Origin of the sequence: Sneathiella sp. (assembly GCF_036960985.1) — a bacterium.
In the GTDB taxonomy this organism is placed as follows: Bacteria; Pseudomonadota; Alphaproteobacteria; order Sneathiellales; family Sneathiellaceae; genus Sneathiella.
The window spans coordinates 39392-58593 of sequence record NZ_JBALWD010000027.1 but is presented as its reverse complement, the minus strand read 5'-3'; the positions used below and the strand labels follow the sequence as shown (position 1 = coordinate 58593).

19 protein-coding genes and 1 tRNA gene are annotated in these 19202 nt (G+C 46.4%); 10 read left to right on the top strand and 10 right to left on the bottom strand.

Going from position 1 to position 19202, the window contains the following annotated elements; all coding sequences use genetic code 11:
- Nucleotides 1-242 precede the first annotated feature (242 nt).
- A tRNA-Arg gene (locus tag V7723_RS14645) sits at nt 243-319 on the bottom strand.
- 265 nt (nt 320-584) lie between these two features.
- Between V7723_RS14645 and V7723_RS14640 the strand changes: the two genes are divergently transcribed.
- Both V7723_RS14640 and V7723_RS14635 read left to right on the top strand, forming a co-directional pair.
- Nucleotides 585-1724 carry a hypothetical protein gene (locus tag V7723_RS14640; RefSeq protein WP_335685232.1) on the top strand — a complete coding sequence of 380 codons (1140 nt, stop codon included), beginning with the start codon at nt 585-587 and terminating at the stop codon, nt 1722-1724.
- Between the two features lie 193 nt (nt 1725-1917).
- Entirely contained in the window at nt 1918-2667 is a 750-nt protein-coding gene (locus tag V7723_RS14635; RefSeq protein WP_335685231.1) for a glutathione peroxidase, read from the top strand.
- A gap of 107 nt (nt 2668-2774) precedes the next feature.
- Here the strand turns inward: V7723_RS14635 and V7723_RS14630 are convergent, their stop codons facing one another.
- Nucleotides 2775-4253: an ABC transporter substrate-binding protein gene (locus V7723_RS14630; RefSeq protein ID WP_335685230.1), complete on the bottom strand. Its 1479-nt coding sequence runs from the start codon at nt 4251-4253 to the stop codon at nt 2775-2777.
- 17 nt (nt 4254-4270) lie between these two features.
- On the bottom strand, nt 4271-5272 hold the full coding sequence (locus V7723_RS14625) for a P1 family peptidase (protein ID WP_335685229.1): 1002 nt from the start codon (nt 5270-5272) through the stop codon (nt 4271-4273).
- A 108-nt stretch (nt 5273-5380) separates the two neighbouring features.
- On the opposite strand from V7723_RS14625, the gene ggt reads away from it, so the two are divergent.
- The gene (gene ggt / locus V7723_RS14620) at nt 5381-7096 is read left to right on the top strand and encodes a gamma-glutamyltransferase (RefSeq protein ID WP_335685228.1); all 1716 of its coding nucleotides are present in this window, start codon (nt 5381-5383) and stop codon (nt 7094-7096) included.
- A gap of 8 nt (nt 7097-7104) precedes the next feature.
- Here the strand turns inward: ggt and V7723_RS14615 are convergent, their stop codons facing one another.
- The 6 genes from V7723_RS14615 to V7723_RS14590 form a co-directional block, all read right to left on the bottom strand.
- On the bottom strand, nt 7105-7878 hold the full coding sequence (locus V7723_RS14615) for a methyltransferase domain-containing protein (protein ID WP_335685227.1): 774 nt from the start codon (nt 7876-7878) through the stop codon (nt 7105-7107).
- Nucleotides 7879-7998: 120 nt separating this feature from the next.
- A complete protein-coding gene (locus V7723_RS14610) occupies nt 7999-8352 on the bottom strand; it encodes a hypothetical protein (RefSeq protein ID WP_335685226.1) in 354 nt (117 codons plus the stop codon).
- A 108-nt stretch (nt 8353-8460) separates the two neighbouring features.
- Entirely contained in the window at nt 8461-9792 is a 1332-nt protein-coding gene (locus tag V7723_RS14605; RefSeq protein WP_335685225.1) for a sensor histidine kinase, read from the bottom strand.
- Between the two features lie 158 nt (nt 9793-9950).
- Nucleotides 9951-10196: a hypothetical protein gene (locus tag V7723_RS14600; RefSeq protein WP_335685224.1), complete on the bottom strand. Its 246-nt coding sequence runs from the start codon at nt 10194-10196 to the stop codon at nt 9951-9953.
- A 122-nt stretch (nt 10197-10318) separates the two neighbouring features.
- Nucleotides 10319-11749, bottom strand: a complete 1431-nt coding sequence (locus V7723_RS14595; RefSeq protein WP_335685223.1) for a dihydrolipoyl dehydrogenase family protein — start codon at nt 11747-11749, stop codon at nt 10319-10321.
- 16 nt (nt 11750-11765) lie between these two features.
- Complete coding sequence (locus tag V7723_RS14590) at nt 11766-12554, bottom strand: TVP38/TMEM64 family protein (protein ID WP_335685222.1); 789 nt, start codon at nt 12552-12554, stop codon at nt 11766-11768.
- A gap of 317 nt (nt 12555-12871) precedes the next feature.
- Between V7723_RS14590 and rpmH the strand changes: the two genes are divergently transcribed.
- The 6 genes from rpmH to argB are packed head-to-tail and all read left to right on the top strand — an operon-like array spanning nt 12872 to nt 17009.
- Nucleotides 12872-13006, top strand: coding sequence for a 50S ribosomal protein L34 (gene rpmH / locus V7723_RS14585; protein WP_161313830.1), 135 nt, complete (start codon nt 12872-12874; stop codon nt 13004-13006).
- 3 nt (nt 13007-13009) lie between these two features.
- Nucleotides 13010-13387, top strand: coding sequence for a ribonuclease P protein component (rnpA, locus tag V7723_RS14580; RefSeq protein ID WP_335685221.1), 378 nt, complete (start codon nt 13010-13012; stop codon nt 13385-13387).
- 14 nt (nt 13388-13401) lie between these two features.
- A complete protein-coding gene (gene yidD, locus V7723_RS14575; protein ID WP_443024233.1) occupies nt 13402-13665 on the top strand; it encodes a membrane protein insertion efficiency factor YidD in 264 nt (87 codons plus the stop codon).
- A 16-nt stretch (nt 13666-13681) separates the two neighbouring features.
- Nucleotides 13682-15421 carry a membrane protein insertase YidC gene (gene yidC / locus V7723_RS14570; RefSeq protein ID WP_335685219.1) on the top strand — a complete coding sequence of 580 codons (1740 nt, stop codon included), beginning with the start codon at nt 13682-13684 and terminating at the stop codon, nt 15419-15421.
- 13 nt (nt 15422-15434) lie between these two features.
- Nucleotides 15435-16088, top strand: a complete 654-nt coding sequence (yihA, locus tag V7723_RS14565; RefSeq protein WP_335685218.1) for a ribosome biogenesis GTP-binding protein YihA/YsxC — start codon at nt 15435-15437, stop codon at nt 16086-16088.
- Nucleotides 16089-16097: 9 nt separating this feature from the next.
- Nucleotides 16098-17009: an acetylglutamate kinase gene (gene argB / locus V7723_RS14560; RefSeq protein ID WP_335685217.1), complete on the top strand. Its 912-nt coding sequence runs from the start codon at nt 16098-16100 to the stop codon at nt 17007-17009.
- Here argB and V7723_RS14555 read toward each other — a convergent pair.
- Nucleotides 17006-18256, bottom strand: coding sequence for a DUF2336 domain-containing protein (locus V7723_RS14555; RefSeq protein ID WP_335685216.1), 1251 nt, complete (start codon nt 18254-18256; stop codon nt 17006-17008). The genes argB and V7723_RS14555 overlap by 4 nt on opposite strands.
- Before the next feature lie 185 nt (nt 18257-18441).
- Here V7723_RS14555 and V7723_RS14550 point away from each other — a divergent pair, with 185 nt between their 5' ends.
- Nucleotides 18442-19140, top strand: coding sequence for a pyrimidine 5'-nucleotidase (locus tag V7723_RS14550; protein WP_335685215.1), 699 nt, complete (start codon nt 18442-18444; stop codon nt 19138-19140).
- Nucleotides 19141-19202 lie beyond the last annotated feature (62 nt).

Sequence of the window (19202 nt, the reverse complement as noted above, 5' to 3'; positions counted from 1 at the left end):
GTCTGTCGTAGCCGGTGGTGGGTTGTTGATTTCATCAAATTCATCAAACGAAATTTCTTCAGATTTTGGTTTACGCATTCTGCGCTCCTGCAAAATTAATTTTTAAAATCTATAAGTATCGATTTTCCATATATGTAATCTACATAGAGAACGTAGATTACTGTTTTATGTCAATATAGAACCAATTATGGCAAGACCCTGACGAAACCGACCCGGTGTTATTAAAATAATTTGAGAGAAAATGGCGCACCGGGGAAGATTCGAACTCCCGACCCCTAGATTCGTAGTCTAGTGCTCTATCCAGCTGAGCTACCGGTGCGCAATGCAGGCTATTTTGCCTAACAACAGAGTGAGCGACAACTGCCGCGCCTCCAAGGATCGGGAAATTAATCAAAAGGGTTCCCCAATGCAAGCGATTAAACGAAAAAAGTAGAAATAGTTGTTGGAAAATCGGTTCTTGTCGCCACGCTCGACATTGGCTAGTATCTGGCACCCGATTTATTTAATCGGGATATATGGAAGCGAGACTTCGCGGCCCTACCGCGGGTGCTTGCGAGCATAGAAACAAAGAGTGTTTTACAACTATGAAATTCAACATTACCCGACCCCTGACGGTTAGCGCTATTTTGCTGCTTGCCAACTGTTCTTTTGTCGACGACAAGTTACTTCCGCCGCTTACGGGAGATGAAACTCCCGCGACTTCAGCAACCGGTGTAGCTATTGCTCCGTCCGATGCAGAAGGTAATCCTGATCCGACACTAACAACGACTGCCCCCGCCCCCGCTATGGCGGAAAAGGTCAGTCGCTTTCAGCTTCCCGCAATAACGTCTGCGCCCAGCACAGGGACCGTAGTTGGTGAACGCGTTGAAGGGCTTCGCGGAGAATTGGCGGGATTACAACAACGTATTAATCAGCACAGCGCACAATTTGAAGAGCTTCAAGCAGCAACAGCCGCAAATTCGCAGCAGTATCACGGTACGATGGCAGCAATAAATGCGCGTCTGCAAATTGGGACAACTAAAGGCAACCCGATTCTCATAAACCAGTGGAATGACGCGCAAAAAGGCCTCGAAAAAATTGCAGACGATGTTTCGCAGATGAATGGTCTGGCGAATAATGTTTCAGCAGATGCCAACGAAGCGGGGTATTTACTCGATTCAACGAAATCTACTTTCGAACTCAGTGGCGCAATCGAGGAAGATCATCGGCAACTGACGGTACTGGAAGATGAAGCAAGCAGAACCTCGGTGATTGCTAACCGGCTTTTAAATCAGCTTTCAGGAGACATTACCCGACAGACTTCCTATGTAGGCGCTGAGCGAGCGAACCTGACCAATCTTTCCGATGCCATAAAAAATGGTGGCTTTCTAGGCAGCGCGGGAAGTAGAAACTATTTAAAAACCTCCTCGGTGTCCGACCCGGTAACTGGTGGCTCAAATGCATTGGTTATCATTCGCTTCGACAGAGAAGATGTGGCCTATGAACAGGCATTATATGAAGCGGTTAGCCAAACCATGCAGCAACGCCCTCAATCAAGTTTTGATGTCGTCTCTATTTCACCGCTGCAGGGAGATGTTGCTGCGAACCAGGCACAGTCAGCCCGCAATGCGGAAAAAGTACTTCGGTCCCTTACGAATATGGGATTGCCGGCGTCTCGAGTAAACCTGTCAGCAACTTCGAATACACAAGTTGCCGCAAATGAAGTTCACATATTCGTACGATAATCGCATATTCGTACGATAATCTTACTTAAGATTACGAGCGGCGGCTGATCTTCAGCTGCTTTTTTTATGACTAATCACTCATTTTTTGATTTACTATGTAATAGTTTTTAATAATTCTAAAAAGTATTTGCAAAAATGGCACCTCCTCCTTATATAAAGTGAGAAATTCAATTACAGCGTTCGGAGACACTAAATGCTTGAAAATATCGAAGGTCGTCAGATACCAACCGTAAATTTTAAAACACGCAGCGGCGATGCCTGGAAAGACGTTACAACCGCCGAATTATTCGCCGGTAAAAAGGTTGTTCTTTTTGCCCTTCCCGGTGCATTTACCCCAACATGTTCATCGTCGCATTTGCCCAGATATAATGAATTGGCGACTACTTTTAAGGGGTGCGGTATTGATGATGTCATTTGCCTTTCCGTCAACGATACCTTCGTTATGAACGAATGGAAAAAGACGCAGAAGGCCGAAAATATAACCTTTCTACCTGATGGAACCGGCGCCTTTACACAAGGCATGGGCATGCTGGTGGACAAAAGTGATTTAGGTTTCGGCAAGCGCTCCTGGCGCTACTCCATGCTTGTAAATGACGGCAAAATAGAAAAGATGTTTATTGAGCCGGATGTTGAAGGAGATCCTTTTGAAGTATCTGACGCCGATACCATGCTCCAGCATCTCAATCCAAAGGCCGTAAAGCCAAAGGCCATTAGTGTTTTCTCCAAGCCAGGTTGCGGGCATTGTGCACGCGCTAAATCTGCATTGAACGAAGCGGGCTTTGATTTCGAAGAAATTGTTTTGGGATCAGATGCGACTAATAGGTCACTCCGCGCAATCTCGGGAGAATTAACAACCCCTCAAATTTTCATCGACGGCATAAAAATCGGCGGTGCTGATCAATTAGACCAATATTTAAGTGGACGCCATTCTGTGGCGGCCTAACAAAACAAAGCTTCCTGCGAAGAGGAGCGTTTGTTCAGATACCCTTCTCTTCAAAATAAAACCCGCTGGCTTCCCACCAGCGGGTTTTTCATTTTAGTCGGCGGTTACTAGTTATCCCAAGACATGCGAGCGACATCTGTCGAAAACAAATGCAAGTCTTTCCAGACGCCATTCAGTCCTTTGCGAATAACGACAACCCGTGCAAGCTGGAACAGGAAGCCATTGACCGCATCTTCCGCAAGAATGGTCTGGGCCTGCTGAAGTAGTTCCGTACGTTCGGCAGGTGACTGAGCTGAATCGGCTTGACGGATTACTTCGTTAAATTTTTCGTTCTTGTAGTTGAAGTAATAACTATCTCGAGCGTAATTCCCGATATCCATTGGCTCAACATGGCTGACGATGGACAAGTCATAATTTCTCTTTTTATAAACTTCGTCCAACCATTTCGGCCAATCAACATTTTCAATGGTAATTTTAAACCCAGCCTTTTCAAGCTGTGAAGCAACGATCTGACCACCTTTGCGCGCATAGTCGTCTACGGGCGGCAATTTCAGCGAAAGCTCCAGTCCGTCTGGATACCCAGCTTCAGCTAGCAGTTGTTTGGATTTCTCCGGGTCATACGGATATGTATTGGTCAAATCGATATAGTCCGGATGATGAGGTGCGAAATGAGATCCAATAGGCGTACCGTAGCCAAACATCGCGCCATCAATAATATCGTCACGCTTGATGGCATGGGCAATGGCCTGCCGCACTTTCAATTTTGACAAGGCTTCGGTGGCATTGTTCGTGCTGAGGATTGTTTCTCCATTTGTATTGCCAGAAATAATTACGAAGTTGTCATTCAAAGCATCGCTCGATAGCAACTCATTTGGAATCGCCGCGAAATCAACATCCCCGGCCAGCAAAGCTGCGAGACGCGCTGTCCCATCGCCGATAAATCGGAAGGACACTTTGTTGATAGGAATATTTGCCGCATCCCGATAAGTATCTGCAGCAGAAAGTTTGACACTATCTCCCTTAATCCAACTATCAAATTTATACGGACCCGTTCCAATAGGTGTTGTTGCATTACCAGATGCTGACCCTGGATCTACAACTACGGCTGTTGATTCACCCAATTGTGCCAATAAGTCAGGGCGCCGTTCCTTTAACGCAATCACAACCGTATTGGCATCCGGTGTTGTGATGCTTGCCATATTAGTGAAACGCTTTTTTTGCTTGTTTTTACTATCTTCTGCGGCATTCGCTTCAAATGTATATTTTACGTCCGAGCTATCAAAATCTGATCCATCATGGAATTTAGCGCCTTCGACAAGCTTAAACGTATAAGTCTTACCGTCATCGCTAACTGTCCAGCTTTCAGCAAGATTTGGTTGCACATTTCCAGCGGCATCGATGCGGGTCAAACCTTCGAATACATTGTATAGTGTAATGCTAGAAATAGCCGCAGCAGCGCCTGTTCGGGGATCCAGTCCCGGTGGTTCCAATCGCATCGCGAAATTAGCACTGTCATTTGCTGATTGCGCTGACAGCGGTGTAAATACAGCACTGGCGACAGCTGCCGCAATAAATAGTTTTCTCATTACTTTCTCCCTAAGTATTAATCCTTGAACAACTCTGACTGAAATCCGGGGACACCTGCTAAACTCTCCGCATTGTAAACGCCTCTGGCAATTGCCCGAGCAACACAGTCTGCTGCCATCGCTCCAATTCTTGCCAGTCCAATCGACCGAGGCTCTTCTAGTTCTTGCTTTTCAGTCGACAATGTAAAAATACTATCCCCGTCAAACGGGGTATGTACAGGCCTAATTGCGCGTGCGATCCCATCATGGGCCATTATCGCAACCCGTCTCGCCTCTGATTTAGTCAACGCGACATTCGTTGCAACAACACAAATCGTCGTATTTTCGGCAAGGCTGGAGCCTTCAGGCATATCAAGAGGCATGTCTCCAACAAAGGCCGGCGGACCGAGACCCCCATATTCACCCTCTTGTTCAAACGCCCAGGCCCAAAAAGACTTTGTACCCGGAATAATAACGCTGCCTACAGGATTTGCGGCCACAATTGCACCGACTTGTACTCCTTTGTCTGTCACCATAGAAGCACTGCCCAGCCCGCCTTTATAGCGCGCTTCAGTCGCACCATAACCGGCGCCGACATTTCCGAGTTGAAATTCTGTGACAAGATTTTGGGTCGCCTCAATCCCTAACTGCCGATATGGCGATGTATCGCCCCAGTTTTTATCGCCACCGTTTAACATGTCGAATAATATTGCCGACGGAACAATAGGGACAATAATACCTTTATGATTAAACCCTTTTCCTTGTCGCGCCAATTCAGCCACCGTACCTGATGCCGCTTCCAGCCCGTAAACAGATCCGCCACTCAAGACGATACCATCCACTCGCTCAACCAAACAATCAGGGTTAAGGGCCTCTGTCTCTCGCGTTCCCGGCCCGCCTCCTCGAACATCAACAGCTCCTATTGCGGCGGCATCAGGGATAATAGCTGTGACGCCCGTCACGACTTTAGTATCTTCGGCATTGCCTATTTTTATGCCGTCCACATCTGTGATAAGGTTTAGGGGACCAGTCTTTATCATACTCTGCTTCTTAAATTTACATTTAGAGTAAGGAGGTTAGCCTTGCGCTTTGTATCGGTCAACATTTCTTCGCAACTGCAAAATTCAATCTAAAGGAACCTTTTTTCCATGAGCCATACGGCATTTTTTCGTCGCGCCAGCATAAAACTACTTGTTTTGTCCTCAGTCATTATAGCGGGCTCGACGAGTGCTGCTACTGCACAAGAATTTAGCAGATTTATGATTTCCGCCGCTAACCCCTTTGCGGCCAAAGCCGGACGGGATATTTTGGAAATGGGCGGGAGCGCCGTTGATGCCGCGATTGCGACACAAATGGTTTTGACATTGGTGGAGCCACAATCTTCCGGTATTGGAGGAGGCGCATTTATGCTCTATTTCGACGGCGAAAATCAAGCAGTTGAAACGTATGATGGCCGTGAAATGGCTCCTGCTGCCGTTGCTGAAGACCATTTCCTCAAATCCGACGGAACCAAGAAAAAATTCTACGAAGCGGTTGTTGGTGGTGGCTCAGTCGGTGTACCTGGTGTCGTTGCGATGATGGAGCTGGCCTATCAAGATCATGGCATCCTGCCTTGGAACGTCCTGTTTCAACCGGCCATAAAATTGGCGCGCGATGGATTCCCGATCTCAGAACGACTGCATTTCCTCCTTGAGCGAGATAAATTTTTAAAAACCAAAACTGCGGCTGCAAAGTATTTTTATTTACCTGATGGCGCCGCCAAACCGGTTGGCACTATCTTGAAGAATCCAAAGTTGGCGGATACGTTTGAACGTATCGCACAAAATGGTGGTAACGCTTTTTATAGCGGCAAGATCGCGAAAGATATTGTTACTGCAGTGCAATCAGACAGCTCAAATCCTGGTTTGCTAACCGAGGCAGACTTAGCAAATTATCAAGCGGTCATGCGAGAGCCGGTTTGTGCTGATTACCGAAAAAATAAAGTTTGCGGAATGGGTCCACCTACATCTGGTGGAATTACGGTTTTGCAAACCCTCAAGGTTTTGGAAAACTGGGATATGGCGGCAGTAGCTCCTGGAAGCCCAGATGCAATCCATTTGATTTCACAAGCAAGTGCATTGGCCTTTGCTGATCGAAACAAGTATTTGGGCGATGCCGACTACGTCGATATTCCGGTAAAAGAGATGCTAACTGACGCCTATATTGCAAGCCAGGCAAAACGAATTGATACCACTATTTCGCAGATACCATTTAACGCTGGCCGACCTTCTGAAAAGCAGGGAAAATTGAGTGTCGATAATGCAATTGAGTTACCATCAACGAGCCATTTCAGCATAATCGATCAAGAAGGCAATGCTGTTTCAATGACGACATCGGTCGAAAATGTTTTTGGCTCCCGTTTGATGGTAGATGGTTTTATTCTCAACAACCAGCTCACAGACTTCTCCTTTAATCCAATCGGCGACAATGGCCTTGTTAATAATCGAATTCAGCCTGGCAAGCGCCCACGAAGCTCCATGTCACCAACCATGGTGCTGGACGACGGCGGGAATCTTCAGATGGTAATTGGATCGCCTGGTGGAAGCCGAATCATTGGCTACGTCACCTCGACAATCGTCGGTGTCCTCGATTGGGATATGGATATGCAATCTGCCATCGATATGCCTCATCACATCAATCGAAACGGCACCTTAGATTTGGAAAAAGAGACATCTTTGGCTGCGCACAAAACCGATTTGGAAAAACTGGGGTATAAAGTAAAACTCCGGACACTTAACAGTGGTCTTCACGGTATATTGGTAACGAAAGAAGGCCTGCAAGGCGGAGCCGATCCGCGCCGCGAAGGCATAGTGCTCGACCAATAAATTTATCTCTAATCTTCGTCGGTTTGAACCACGATGAACAACCTTGAAAACGGGTAAAGTGTCGAGCCATCACGTCTTTGCGGATAAGCTTCAAGTAAACGCTCCGCATACTCGGCTTCGAAGGCTTCGACGCTATTCTCATCAAGTGCTTGCAAAAATGGGCGCAAAGCAGTGCCACGCGTCCATTCCAGAACCGCATTTCTGCCCTCCAGCACTTGAAAGTAAGTAGTCTCCCAAATATTGATACGCTTGGCCAAAGGAGATAGCAGATCAAAGTACCAATTAATATTATGAACAGGGGCCGGGCGAACCAAACCGCCCAGCATGTCAATCCATTTGGGAGCTTGCGCCAATTCGTAAATATTCTGATGTGATGGTGCATTGAAATTATTCGGCATTTGAACCGCAAGAACGCCACCTGGCCGCAAATTTGACAATAGCATAGGGAACAGTTTTTCGTGATCATCAAGCCAATGCAAGGCTGCATTGCTAAAAATCAAATTGCCCTTACTGGTCGGGTTGAAACTAGAAATATCGCCGTGCTTCCATTCGATGGAAGGATGGTCGCTTCGGGCTTTTTCCAGCATTTCTTCAGAACTATCGATACCAACGACAACTGCATCATTCCAGTGTTGCGAAATTATCGACGTTACATTTCCCGTACCACAACCCAGATCATAAACTACAGATGGTGGATTGATTGGGACCTGTGCCAATAAATCCAACGCAGGCCGTAATCGATGATCAGAGAAGAGCGTATATTGTTCTGGATTCCAAGCCATAGTCTCTCTAATCTCCCAATGAGTGTTATTAAGTAACGTAACATTTTTACGCACTTAATAAAGAGCGGATAGAGAAAATATAGTGAAATTTGTTCTGGGGTTTTTTGACCAGATACGAAGCTAGTTCGGCGACTTATCGCTTGCTTTTACGCCTTCAGCCATGATCTGTCGCAGTTCAAATTCTTCCGTGGTCATGACTTCAGCACCTCGGGAACCCAAGGATAGAGTTTGCCGTACTCTTTCAGATTTTTCCGTATGATAGGGATTTGGCTTCCGATAACAATCAACGCCGCCCATTGTTTTGTAGCAATATACCGAAGCTTGCAAAAAAGTTTCTGTTGGTGATTGGCAGTAATCTTCGCCGATGGAAAGGTTAGTCGCAGAACAGCTAATTCCGGCATATTCAGATATTTGTTTATCAAAGGATTTCACGATATCGGTCGTACAGGCCGTCAGAAAAACTGCCGCGCCCATCACGCATCCTATTTTACAAAGACCAAACATAGCCAAACGCAAACCCCACAAAATACCATTAATAGTGTTTCATCGGGATATACTTAACATTTAGCGGTTTAAATTAGGTTAATCTGGAATTTTCACTCTGAAAACCGTTCCCGATTCGTCAGTTCGTTCCAATGAAATTTCGCCGCCATGAGCGGATATCAGTTCATGGGCAATAGACAAACCCAAGCCTGTTCCTTCCGCACGTGCGGAGCCCGCAAACGGTTCGAATAGATGTTCCTTTGCTTTCATTGGCAATCCAGGCCCGCTATCGCCAATCCGTAAAATGGTTCGACTGTTCGCTCGCCGAGCCTCAATTTCGATTTGACCTTCCATTTCCATCGCTTGTATCGCATTTTTGCAAAGGTTTAGTAACACGCGATACAATTGATCACGGTCAGCATTCAACATTAGTCCGCCTGGAATATCATTTTTCCAGATAATTTTCGAGCTCGCGGACATCCCGACAGACGTTTTGACTTCATTGACCAACGGCTCCAATAAAAACCGTTCTCTTTTCGGTTCGCGCTCTTCAGCCTTACCGTATTTTAAAGTTTGTGAGCAAAGTTCAATTGCCCGATCAATGCTCGTCATTAGTCTGGGAACGATTTTTTGTACTTTCGGATCATCAATCTGTGCGAGGCTATCGCTGACGATTTGCGACGTCGAGAGGATGTTTCTAAGATCATGGCTGATCTTGGTCACAGCGGTACCCAGTGCAGCAAGATGTTGTTTTTGCTTTAGGGCTGTCCTCAGCCTTGTCTGCATTATCTCTAATTCTCGTTCCGCCACTCCAATCTCATCCTGCCGCGCCGTTGCGATGAGGCTTGTCGTTGGATCTTCCGGAGCGCGACGAAAACTAATCATATTTTCGCTCAACCGCCGCATCGGGCGTACCATCAACCAATGTAATGATAGATAGACCAAGATCGCAGTCAGCAATGAAATGATCAACGACAGCCATAAGATATTCCACGCATAATCGTACATAGCGTCAATGAGAGGGCTCTCATCAATTACCACTTCCAACGATGAATTGGGTTCATTCTCAATCGGCGAAATTATACGAATGATACGATCTGGCCCTATCATTAAGCTCATAAAGGCGTCTTCGATCAACGTGCGTGGACTGCTATTGGCGAGATTAAATTCGGCATCAACACCTGAAGGCATGTTTTCACTCAAAATGAGAAGCCTCGAGTTTGCGCCATGTAAAACGACACTGCGGGCACCCACCCTGAACAACAACTCCTCTTTCAATTCTTCGGACACCATATTGTCCGGAGAGGCCAATAGAGACAACGTCGCCAAATGCGCGAATTCGGTTTTTTTAGCCAAATAGTTATGCCGAAAGAATGCGACGGAAGGCACGAAAATAAGCACTTCCGCTAACATGACAAATAGAAGTGTCATCAATAGTAGCCGAGCAGACAAGCTCTTAAAGACGCTGGCAATTTTCTTAAAATAAAGCATGCTGCAGAATAGACCAAAAAAAAGGACTGGCATCAATATAATGATGCCAGTCCTTGACTATAGAACAAACCATTCGAAAACGGCTTAACTATTAAATATTAGTCTTTTTTCTTCGCTGCACATGGATTGCATGGGCTGCATTTTTTAGCTGCCTTGCAAGGATTGCAAGCACCGCAAGCTTTTTTCGCGGCGCAAGGATTACAAGCACCACAAGCTTTTTTCGCGCCACAAGCGCCACAAGCTTTGCATACTTTTGCAGCTGAACAGCTAGCAACAGCAGCAGGAATAATTGCGGACGAGGCCATTGTTGCGATTGCCGCAGCAGTTAGAACTTCCTTGAACATAGACGTCTCCTGTCTCTTCATAAATTATTTAACTAAGATCAAATCCTTAGACGCTAAACATGGCAATTTTACGAGCAAAAGCCGAATCAACTGAGATAACGAAAGCGTTATCATCCATAAGTTTAGCCGAATAATGATAAAAATTTCACGATTTTCCGCGTTTTCTCACTAAAAAGGCTCGGTGTATAGTAACTTCCGGCTGCCCGCTTACTGACTTCTCCCAAAGTCGGATATGGCGCGATATAGCTCGCCATTGTCCCTATTTTGAGCTTTGCCGTGATGGCAACTCCCCAAGGATGAATCAGCTCACCCGCATGAGCACCGGCGATTCCCGCCCCAAGAATTTTTCCTTTGTCCGTCGTAATTGCTTTTATCAGACCTGAAGTCTTCCGCTCCGCTCTGGCACGATCTATGTCAGCGAACGGAAATTCCAGAACCTTGATCCGATCACCATGTTGCTTCCGCGCCTCTGCTTCACTCAACCCAACATTTGCGAGTTCAGGATCCGTATAGGTAACCCAAGGAACAGCCGAATAGTCGACTTTTGCCGGCAACCGAAACAACGCATTTCTGATAACGATGCCGGCGTGATAACCAGCGATATGCGTAAATTGGTACCCCCCTGCCACATCCCCTATGGCGAATACCTTTTTGTTGGTCGAGCGTAAACGCGCGTCGACGTCAATACCTCGAGGGGAATAGTCAATCCCGGCTGCCTCCAGATTTAGATTTTCAACATTGGCTTTCCGTCCGGCTGCAACGAGTAGATGTGAACCAGATAGAGTTTCTTGCGCCTCTCCTTCGCCAAGTAAAATCTTATAGGCGCCATCTGATCCTTTCGAGATTTTGACAATATTAACCCCTTCTCGAATATCAATACCGTCTTTTTTCAAGTGCGATAAAACAACCGAACTCAGATCCGGATCGTCTCTACCGAATGCTTTAAAAGCCTCAAGAACGGTCACTTTTGATCCCAAACGAACATGCGCCTGCGCCATCTCAAGACCGATAGGTCCACCGCCAATAATTATAAGATGATCCGGCTTTACCCTGTTTTCAAATATTGTTTCATTGGTAAGGTATCCCGCTTTTTCAAGCCCCTCAATTGGTGGCGCTGTTGCAGTTGAACCTGTCGAAACGACGAACCGACGAGCTTTGACTCTATTGTCTCCCACCTCGATCTCATTTGGCCCGACAAACCTGCCGTAACCCTGCAGCACTTGAACACCCAAACCTTCGAATCGCTCAACTGAATCATGCGGCGCAATGGACGCAATGACATCGGCCACATGATCCATCACTTTAGAAAAATCCACTTCAGGATCGGGACCTGTCACGCCGAAAATTTCCGCACCTTTTAAGGCCGCCGCCTTTTTAGCGGCTGCAATCAAGGCCTTCGAGGGTATGCATCCATAGTTCAGGCAATCGCCTCCCATTTTGCCACCCTCGACGAGAACTGTTTTGGCGCCCATTTGACTGGCCCCCGCAGCAACTGACAGGCCGCCTGAACCGCCGCCGATAATGCAAATATCAGCTTTTATAAGTGTCGTCATTATATGGGCATCCTATTTATGTGGTTTTGCTTTTGCGTACTTTTTTAATGACAATTGGCAAAAGAGAAACAACGCCAAGTGCGACAAAAGACAAAATGATCTCCGTCGTGATTAGAGAAGATATCTGAAAATCAAGCGTACATCCCGCCTGACCAGACGCCATACACGCGTCATATTTGCCTTTTTGTTCAACAATAATGCTATCAAGCCCGACGCCTAAGAAAGCAAAAACGAAGGTGCCGGGAATAATACCAATTAGAGTTCCGATGACATAAGTCCGGAGGTTTACGCCCAGGAAAGCTGGCGCAATGTTGACAAGCCAGAACGGAAAGGCTGGGACTAAGCGCAAAAATAATAAATAGCTAAGGGCATTTTCTGCAAAGCCACCCTCAAGCTTTTTAAGCCATGGCCCTGCTTTTTTTCGAAGAGGTTCACCAAGAGAGGTCGCTGCGATAAGGAAAAGAATCGTTGCGCCTATAGTTGCGGCAATGACAGTCGCAGCTCCGCCAACAATCCAACCAAACAAAAAACCTCCGGTAATGGTCATCAGCAAGCCGCCTGGGAACGAACACGCGACAGCCACAATATATAACGCCATATAAAGGAGAATTGCCGTTAAGTAGTTTTCACTTACGAAATTCAGCAGCCCATCGCGGTTCTCACTCAACGCGCGAAAAGTAAGGTATTTATCCAGCCCAAATATAAAGAACGAGGCGAAAAGTAAAACAACGATAATCAATGGAGCGAGTTTTTTTAAGGAAAAGCCGCCCCCTTTGCTGCCATTTTTGCTGGTGGATTTATCCATGTTCGATTCGTTCCTTAACTAACGTTAGGAGGCCCCATCTCCGCAGAGTAGCACATGCAAGAGCTTGAAAACATAATTTCCCTGCTAACTGCATATCCGATTTCCTCTCATTTAGAACCTCTGAGTCTTCAGAACATATTATGCACGGGCGTTTGCGAAAGCCCTGCTCACCCAAACGTGAGACGAGTTGAACCCCGCCTAAAAATGAATTTCGCATTTTTCATCTCCTGCATTGACTTCGCATAGCAGAAACCTTATACAGCGGGGCTTGTTTTCTCTCTATGCCCTGAGGCGTGGATGATCGACGGAGAAGTTTCTTGAAACGTACATATCAACCGAGCAAATTGGTGCGCGCACGTCGCCACGGTTTTCGTGCCCGCCGGGCAACAGTAGGTGGCCGCCGGGTGCTTGCCAATCGCCGCTCAAAAGGCCGTAAGAGCCTTTCAGCTTAATCCATGCCAATCGGCGTCGAACGATTAAAGAAGCGCTCGGACTTTCTCCGTGTCGCCTCTGTTCGTCGCAAATGGGCAGCCCCTGGACTAGTTTTACAAGCTGCATGTGTCCCTGCCGATCAAAATGACGGCAGAGTACGTGTTGGGTTCACTGTGACTAAGAAGGTTGGAAATTCAGTAGTCCGTAATCGCGTCAAGAGACGCCTGCGTGCTGTTGCACAGAATTTAATTCCCGGTAACGCTGTTCCGGGATGGGATTACGTTTTGATCGGTCGGCATACGACCATAAAGCGTGATTTCAAAGACCTGCAAACAGACTTGTTAACCGCCCTCAACAAAGTCACTTTGACCCAAAATAAGAAAAATCGGAGTCAATCGTGATGAATCCAATAACAATGGTTTTAAAGGGTTTGGTAAAGGTATATCAATATGCGATCTCGCCCTATTTGCCAGCGAGTTGTCGGTATTACCCAACGTGTTCAAGCTATGCTTTGCAAGCGCTGGATAAACATGGGCCTGTAAAAGGCCTATTTTTGACGTTGGGTCGATTGAGTAGATGTCATCCTTTTGGCGGACAGGGCTATGATCCAGTCCCCGAAAAGAAGAACGAATGTCAACATTGCGGGACGGAACCATCCGGCCACGCCAGCATTGAGTAAAAACAGGGTTTAAATAATGTCAGATCAGAAAAACCTGATCATCGCGATCGTCCTTTGTTTCCTGATTATCTTCGGGTTTCAATATTTTGTTGAAGGGCCACAAGTCGATGCAGAGCAGCAAAACCAAGCCGCGACAAATGCTGTAGACGGTACGACGGGTCAAGCACCGACAATTGGTGCGGATACCTCATCACCAAGCATCCCAGGGTCCGCAATCCCAAATGCTGTAACCCGGGAAGAAAGCCTTCAAAAAACTGAACGCGTAAAAATCAATACGCCGTCTTTACACGGTTCGGTATCTCTTTTAGGCGCGCGACTCGATGACCTGACTTTGGTGGAGTATCACGAGACAGTTGACCCGACGAGCCCGGAAATCAAACTACTATCGCCCGCCGGCAGCCCGAACCCCTATTACGCGGAGTTTGGCTGGAGTCCGTCGACGGATTCGACCGTTGCACTGCCAAATGCAAACACTCTCTGGTCGACGACAACAAATGAATTATCACCTGAAGCGCCTCTCAAACTAACATGGGACAATGGCGCCGGATTGATTTTCCACAGGACGATCTCCGTTGACAAAGACTATTTATTTACTGTTGAACAAATGGTAGAAAATAAGACCTCTTCGGATGTAACGCTATATCCATATGGTTTGATTTCTCGGCACGGAACACCCGAAACTACGAATTTCTATATCCTGCATGAGGGCCCAATTGGCGTCCTGAATGAAACGCTGGAAGAAGTAGACTATGATGATTTATCAGACGGTGCTGACGAATCCTATAATTCTACTGGCGGATGGATCGGTATTACGGATAAATTCTGGCTAACGGCCCTCATTCCCGATCAGAAGACGAAAATCAAAGCACGCTTTACACATACAAGCCAAGGCGACCGTTTCCAGACAGACTTCCTTGATCAACAAGGCATAAATATTCCCGTAGGATCGACCGTTGGTGTTACCAATCACTTGTTCGCTGGAGCAAAAGTCGTTTCTGTTCTCGATACCTATGAGGAAGAATACGGTATCGCGAAATTTGACCTCGCCATTGACTGGGGATGGTTTTATTTCCTTACCAAACCAATTTATTTCGCACTCGAGTTTTTCAACGGTTTGATTGGCAACCTTGGTTTAGCCATCATGGCCTTAACAGTTGTCATCAAGATCATTCTTCTTCCCCTCGCCCATAAATCATACGTCTCCATGAGCAAGATGAAAAAACTTCAGCCGGAAATGGTAAAATTGCGTGAGCAATTTGGTGATGACAAACAAAAGCTCAATCAGGAAATGATGGCTCTATACAAAAAGGAAAAAGCTAATCCGGCGGCTGGTTGTTTACCAATCGCCATGCAAATTCCGATTTTCTTTGCCCTCTATAAAGTTTTATTCGTAACGCTTCTAATGCGACATCAACCCTTTTATGGGTGGATCAAGGATTTGGCCGCGCCAGATCCAACGACAATGTTCAATCTATTTGGCCTAATACCCTGGGATCCGCCGCAGTTCTTGATGATCGGTGTTTTGCCGCTTCTTATGGGCGTCAGCATGTTCTTGCAACAAAAGCTCAACCCACAACCGGCAGACCCAATACAAGCAAAAATATTCTTGTTCATGCCCATTTTCTTTACGTACTTGCTGGCAAGCTTCCCAGCCGGCCTCGTGATCTATTGGACATGGAATAATATTCTAAGTATGGCACAACAATGGCTTATTATGAGACGTATGGGCGTTTCTGTGTCAGGCAATAAAACCTGAAAGAAGAAACATAATGACGGATAACCTGGATCCGAATGAAAACAAGGCGGCCCGCATTGACGCGGGCCGCTTACTTTTTGCCAAGGAATGCCAATTCGTAGCGGGAGCCGCGACACTTGAAATGCTACCGGATTTACCACTGAATGAAGTTGCCTTTTCTGGCCGGTCTAATGTCGGTAAATCAAGCTTGATAAATGCATTAACAAATCGCAACACCTTGGCGCGGACCTCCAATACACCCGGTCGCACACAACAGATTAATTTCTTTGACCTCGGGAGCCGTATGTATTTGGTCGATTTACCGGGTCATGGTTATGCGAAAGCATCTAAGGAAAAAATCAGCGCCTGGACGGATCTTGTAAATACCTATTTAAAAGGCCGCCCAAAACTTCGCCGCGTTTGCCTCCTCGTAGATTCACGGCATGGGTTGAAGGTTACCGATCGCGAGGTAATGGACATGCTAGATGTAAATGCGGTCAATTATCAGATAATTCTCACAAAGGTTGACAAGACCAATCAAAGCGACTTGAAATCTGTATTGGGGAAAATTAAACAGGAGCTTGCAAAGCGGCCTGCCGCGCATCCGGAAGTATTTTTGACCAGCGCCGCCAAAGGAATTGGAATTGAAGAGCTTCGCGCAGAGCTAGCTTCGCTTTCGGAAGAATGAGTAAGAATTATGAGTGACACGGAATTAACAGTAGAAGAGCAACTACGGAAGGCACAAACCCTCTCCGAAGCACTTCCTTATATGCATCTTTTTGCGGGCCAAACGTTCGTTATTAAGTATGGCGGACATGCTATGGGGGATGAGAGTCTTGCCCATGATTTTGCCCGGGATGTCGCACTGCTTAAGCAAGTGGGAATCAATCCGATTATCGTCCATGGCGGCGGACCGCAAATTGGTGCCATGCTTGAAAGACTAAAAATTAAAAGTTCCTTCGTCGATGGCCTTAGGGTTACGGATAAGGAAACTGTCGAGATTGCGGAAATGGTTCTCTCCGGATCCCTCAACAAGAAAATCGTGTCCTCAATCAATTCTGCTGGCGGATTGGCCGTTGGCCTTTCTGGTAAAGACGGAAATTTGATCGAGGCCCAGAAACTTACCCGTACCAAACGTGATCCCGACAGCAACATTGAGCGGATACTTGATCTCGGTTTTGTCGGTGAGCCCCGGCGTATTAATCCAGAAATTCTTGAGAATTTTGAGGAAAACAACGCAATCCCGGTTATTGCACCCATAGGCATTGGCCCAAAAGGACAAACCTATAACATTAATGCCGATACGGTGGCCGGCCATATAGCAGCTGCTATTGGGGCCACCAAGCTGATCATGATGACAGATGTTGAGGGTGTACTGGACAAAGACAAAAACCTTATGTCCAAGCTAAGCCCAACTGACGTAAAAAAATTGCAGAGGGATGGAACTATTGTCGGCGGTATGATTCCCAAACTGGAAACTTGCCTTTTCGCCCTTGAAGAAGGTGTTGATGCCGCAACCATTCTAGACGGCAGAATTCCTCATGTGTTGCTACTAGAAATCTTTACTGAACATGGTGTCGGTACAATGATTACGGACCATATCGATTAATCTTCAGCATAAAAAGAAAGCTGCCAATCCATTTCCTCTTCTGTAAACGGAAATTCGATTCCATTTCGTGCATTGATTATTTCTTGTCTCGGAACATGCGCAATTTTCGTCTGAATTTTAAAAGCAAGCCTCATGGAAAGCCCCGCTTTCCAACACATTGATGTCACTATTTTACCGTTCCGGGCCTCCAGCATTGCCCGTATTTTCTTTTGACTAAAACCCGTCATAAGAGACAACGCCGACATGACGAAGACATAGTTCTTATCCTTGATGGCAGCGGTCAAACGCTCTTCATCCAATGTACCTGCTGCCCATAATGCGTCCGCATTTAATACGGCATCAGGTTCAGGAAACGTCGATATTTCTTCCGCCCTATCGATGCGAGACCGAACAATTTGTTTTAAGTCAGCTTCAACATCCGGTGCTAGATTTCGTTTCCGAGCTAGTTTTTCAATTAGGGACGCGCCAACGAAACCGGCAATCCGACGAACAGCCCGAAGCGAAAGATCAAGCCGCATTGCCAATGGCTCATGCAAATCAGCAACATTCTCAGCCTGGTCAATAATTTCATTTATTGTCTCTTCGCGCACTTTTGCAGAAGAATTAGCCAGTAGCGCAGCTACTGCCGGAATTTCAAGACTTGCGGCCACGGCCGCAGACACATCCTCATCAATTGCTTCACGTCGTGCGATCGCTGGCAATGCTCGTGCGGCTACGCCACTCGCAATAATTTCGATCAAATCGTTATCACTGAGCAAAGGAGAATATTCCAGGATGGGGCCGGCGACGATCTCTTCAAGATCCCGCGCCAATGCTAGAACAATATGGTGAGGGGCGTCTAACGCTTCTTTAAGAGCTTCAGAAACAATTGCCCGAACGGATGTCGCTTGATCCTCTGCCAGCATTTCTAGAACTTCAATGGTTTTCTCTTGCAATGCTTTGGCAGCCTCTCCCGTCAAATCCGGAAGAATTTTACAGATCTTCCTCGCAAGGTCCTGCCGGACTTCATCTTCTTCATCTTTGGCCAGCAGCGCATTTGCTTGAACCGGAGTGGCTGGATTTAGCGCCAGGCTTCGTCGGACATTTACATCATCATCATCCGCAAGATAATACAGTATTTCTGGTTCAGTTTCGGTTGCAAGAGCAACCTCCGCGCGCGCGCCGACATCATTGCTATGAGCTCGCAATTTGTTTTCTTCGTAGGAAAACGCCGATATTTCACTACCTATGTGGCGGGTGCGGGCCATGGCTTACGATTCCGGTCGATCCAAGCAGCATAAACTTAGATATATTTTTGGATTTCAATGCTCGTGAGACTAGAGGAAAGGTCTTAATAGCCTCTTAAATTTCTCAATCATCAAACCGCTGTCTCTAATGCAATTTGATTGATTAAGCCTTGTTCTATCTTGTAATCAGAGCCACAATCATTGTCATGAAACTAATTCCTAAATGGGCCGACTTCGATCATATCGATACTTGGATTTTTGACCTGGATAACACCCTCTATCCAGCGCACTCGAACCTTTTTGCCAAGATTGACAAAAAAATGGGGGAATTCGTCTCGGATTTTCTAGGTGTTGATTTGCCCGAAGCAAAAACCGTCCAGAAAAAATATTTTCACGAGCATGGGACAACCCTGAACGGTTTGATGCAAAATCATGGAATGGATCCAAAGGGCTTTCTTGATTATGTCCATGACATTGATGTCACAGATCTGGCAACAGCGCCGGAGCTTAGTACCGCACTGGAGGCATTAGAAGGTCGAAAAATCATTTTCACCAATGGGTCGCATTATCATGCAACGAATGTGGCTTCTCAACTGGGCATAGATCATCATTTTGAACATATTTTCGACATCGTCGCCGCTGATTATCGCCCAAAACCAGATATGAGTGTTTACGAGAAGCTTGTTCAGGAACTCGACATCGATCCCAAAAAAGCGGTTCTTTTCGAAGATATGGCAAAAAATTTGGCACCGGCCAGAGAAATGGGCATGATCACGGTTTGGTTGCCAAATGACGAACATTGGTCCCATGAATCAGCTGAGAATGGTCATATCCAATATTCTACAGATAACCTCGCCCTTTGGCTGCAAAACCTTCTGAATGACAGGACAGTTAGTCAAGGTTGAGAACTGCTCTAAAAGGCTTATGTTGACATCCTAACGGGGCAGTTTATGTTTTCGAAAAATAC

What these genes read in the sequence shown, in the direction of transcription:
- V7723_RS14640 (WP_335685232.1), top strand. Translation starts at nt 585, where the DNA reads ATGAAATTCAACATTACCCGACCCCTGACGGTTAGCGCTATTTTGCTG.
- V7723_RS14635 (WP_335685231.1), top strand. Translation starts at nt 1,918, where the DNA reads ATGCTTGAAAATATCGAAGGTCGTCAGATACCAACCGTAAATTTTAAA.
- V7723_RS14630 (WP_335685230.1), bottom strand. Translation starts at nt 4,253, where the DNA reads ATGAGAAAACTATTTATTGCGGCAGCTGTCGCCAGTGCTGTATTTACA.
- V7723_RS14625 (WP_335685229.1), bottom strand. Translation starts at nt 5,272, where the DNA reads ATGATAAAGACTGGTCCCCTAAACCTTATCACAGATGTGGACGGCATA.
- ggt (WP_335685228.1), top strand. Translation starts at nt 5,381, where the DNA reads ATGAGCCATACGGCATTTTTTCGTCGCGCCAGCATAAAACTACTTGTT.
- V7723_RS14615 (WP_335685227.1), bottom strand. Translation starts at nt 7,878, where the DNA reads ATGGCTTGGAATCCAGAACAATATACGCTCTTCTCTGATCATCGATTA.
- V7723_RS14610 (WP_335685226.1), bottom strand. Translation starts at nt 8,352, where the DNA reads ATGGGCGCGGCAGTTTTTCTGACGGCCTGTACGACCGATATCGTGAAA.
- V7723_RS14605 (WP_335685225.1), bottom strand. Translation starts at nt 9,792, where the DNA reads ATGACACTTCTATTTGTCATGTTAGCGGAAGTGCTTATTTTCGTGCCT.
- V7723_RS14600 (WP_335685224.1), bottom strand. Translation starts at nt 10,196, where the DNA reads ATGTTCAAGGAAGTTCTAACTGCTGCGGCAATCGCAACAATGGCCTCG.
- V7723_RS14595 (WP_335685223.1), bottom strand. Translation starts at nt 11,749, where the DNA reads ATGACGACACTTATAAAAGCTGATATTTGCATTATCGGCGGCGGTTCA.
- V7723_RS14590 (WP_335685222.1), bottom strand. Translation starts at nt 12,554, where the DNA reads ATGGATAAATCCACCAGCAAAAATGGCAGCAAAGGGGGCGGCTTTTCC.
- rnpA (WP_335685221.1), top strand. Translation starts at nt 13,010, where the DNA reads ATGCCAATCGGCGTCGAACGATTAAAGAAGCGCTCGGACTTTCTCCGT.
- yidD (WP_443024233.1), top strand. Translation starts at nt 13,402, where the DNA reads ATGGTTTTAAAGGGTTTGGTAAAGGTATATCAATATGCGATCTCGCCC.
- yidC (WP_335685219.1), top strand. Translation starts at nt 13,682, where the DNA reads ATGTCAGATCAGAAAAACCTGATCATCGCGATCGTCCTTTGTTTCCTG.
- yihA (WP_335685218.1), top strand. Translation starts at nt 15,435, where the DNA reads ATGACGGATAACCTGGATCCGAATGAAAACAAGGCGGCCCGCATTGAC.
- argB (WP_335685217.1), top strand. Translation starts at nt 16,098, where the DNA reads ATGAGTGACACGGAATTAACAGTAGAAGAGCAACTACGGAAGGCACAA.
- V7723_RS14555 (WP_335685216.1), bottom strand. Translation starts at nt 18,256, where the DNA reads ATGGCCCGCACCCGCCACATAGGTAGTGAAATATCGGCGTTTTCCTAC.
- V7723_RS14550 (WP_335685215.1), top strand. Translation starts at nt 18,442, where the DNA reads ATGAAACTAATTCCTAAATGGGCCGACTTCGATCATATCGATACTTGG.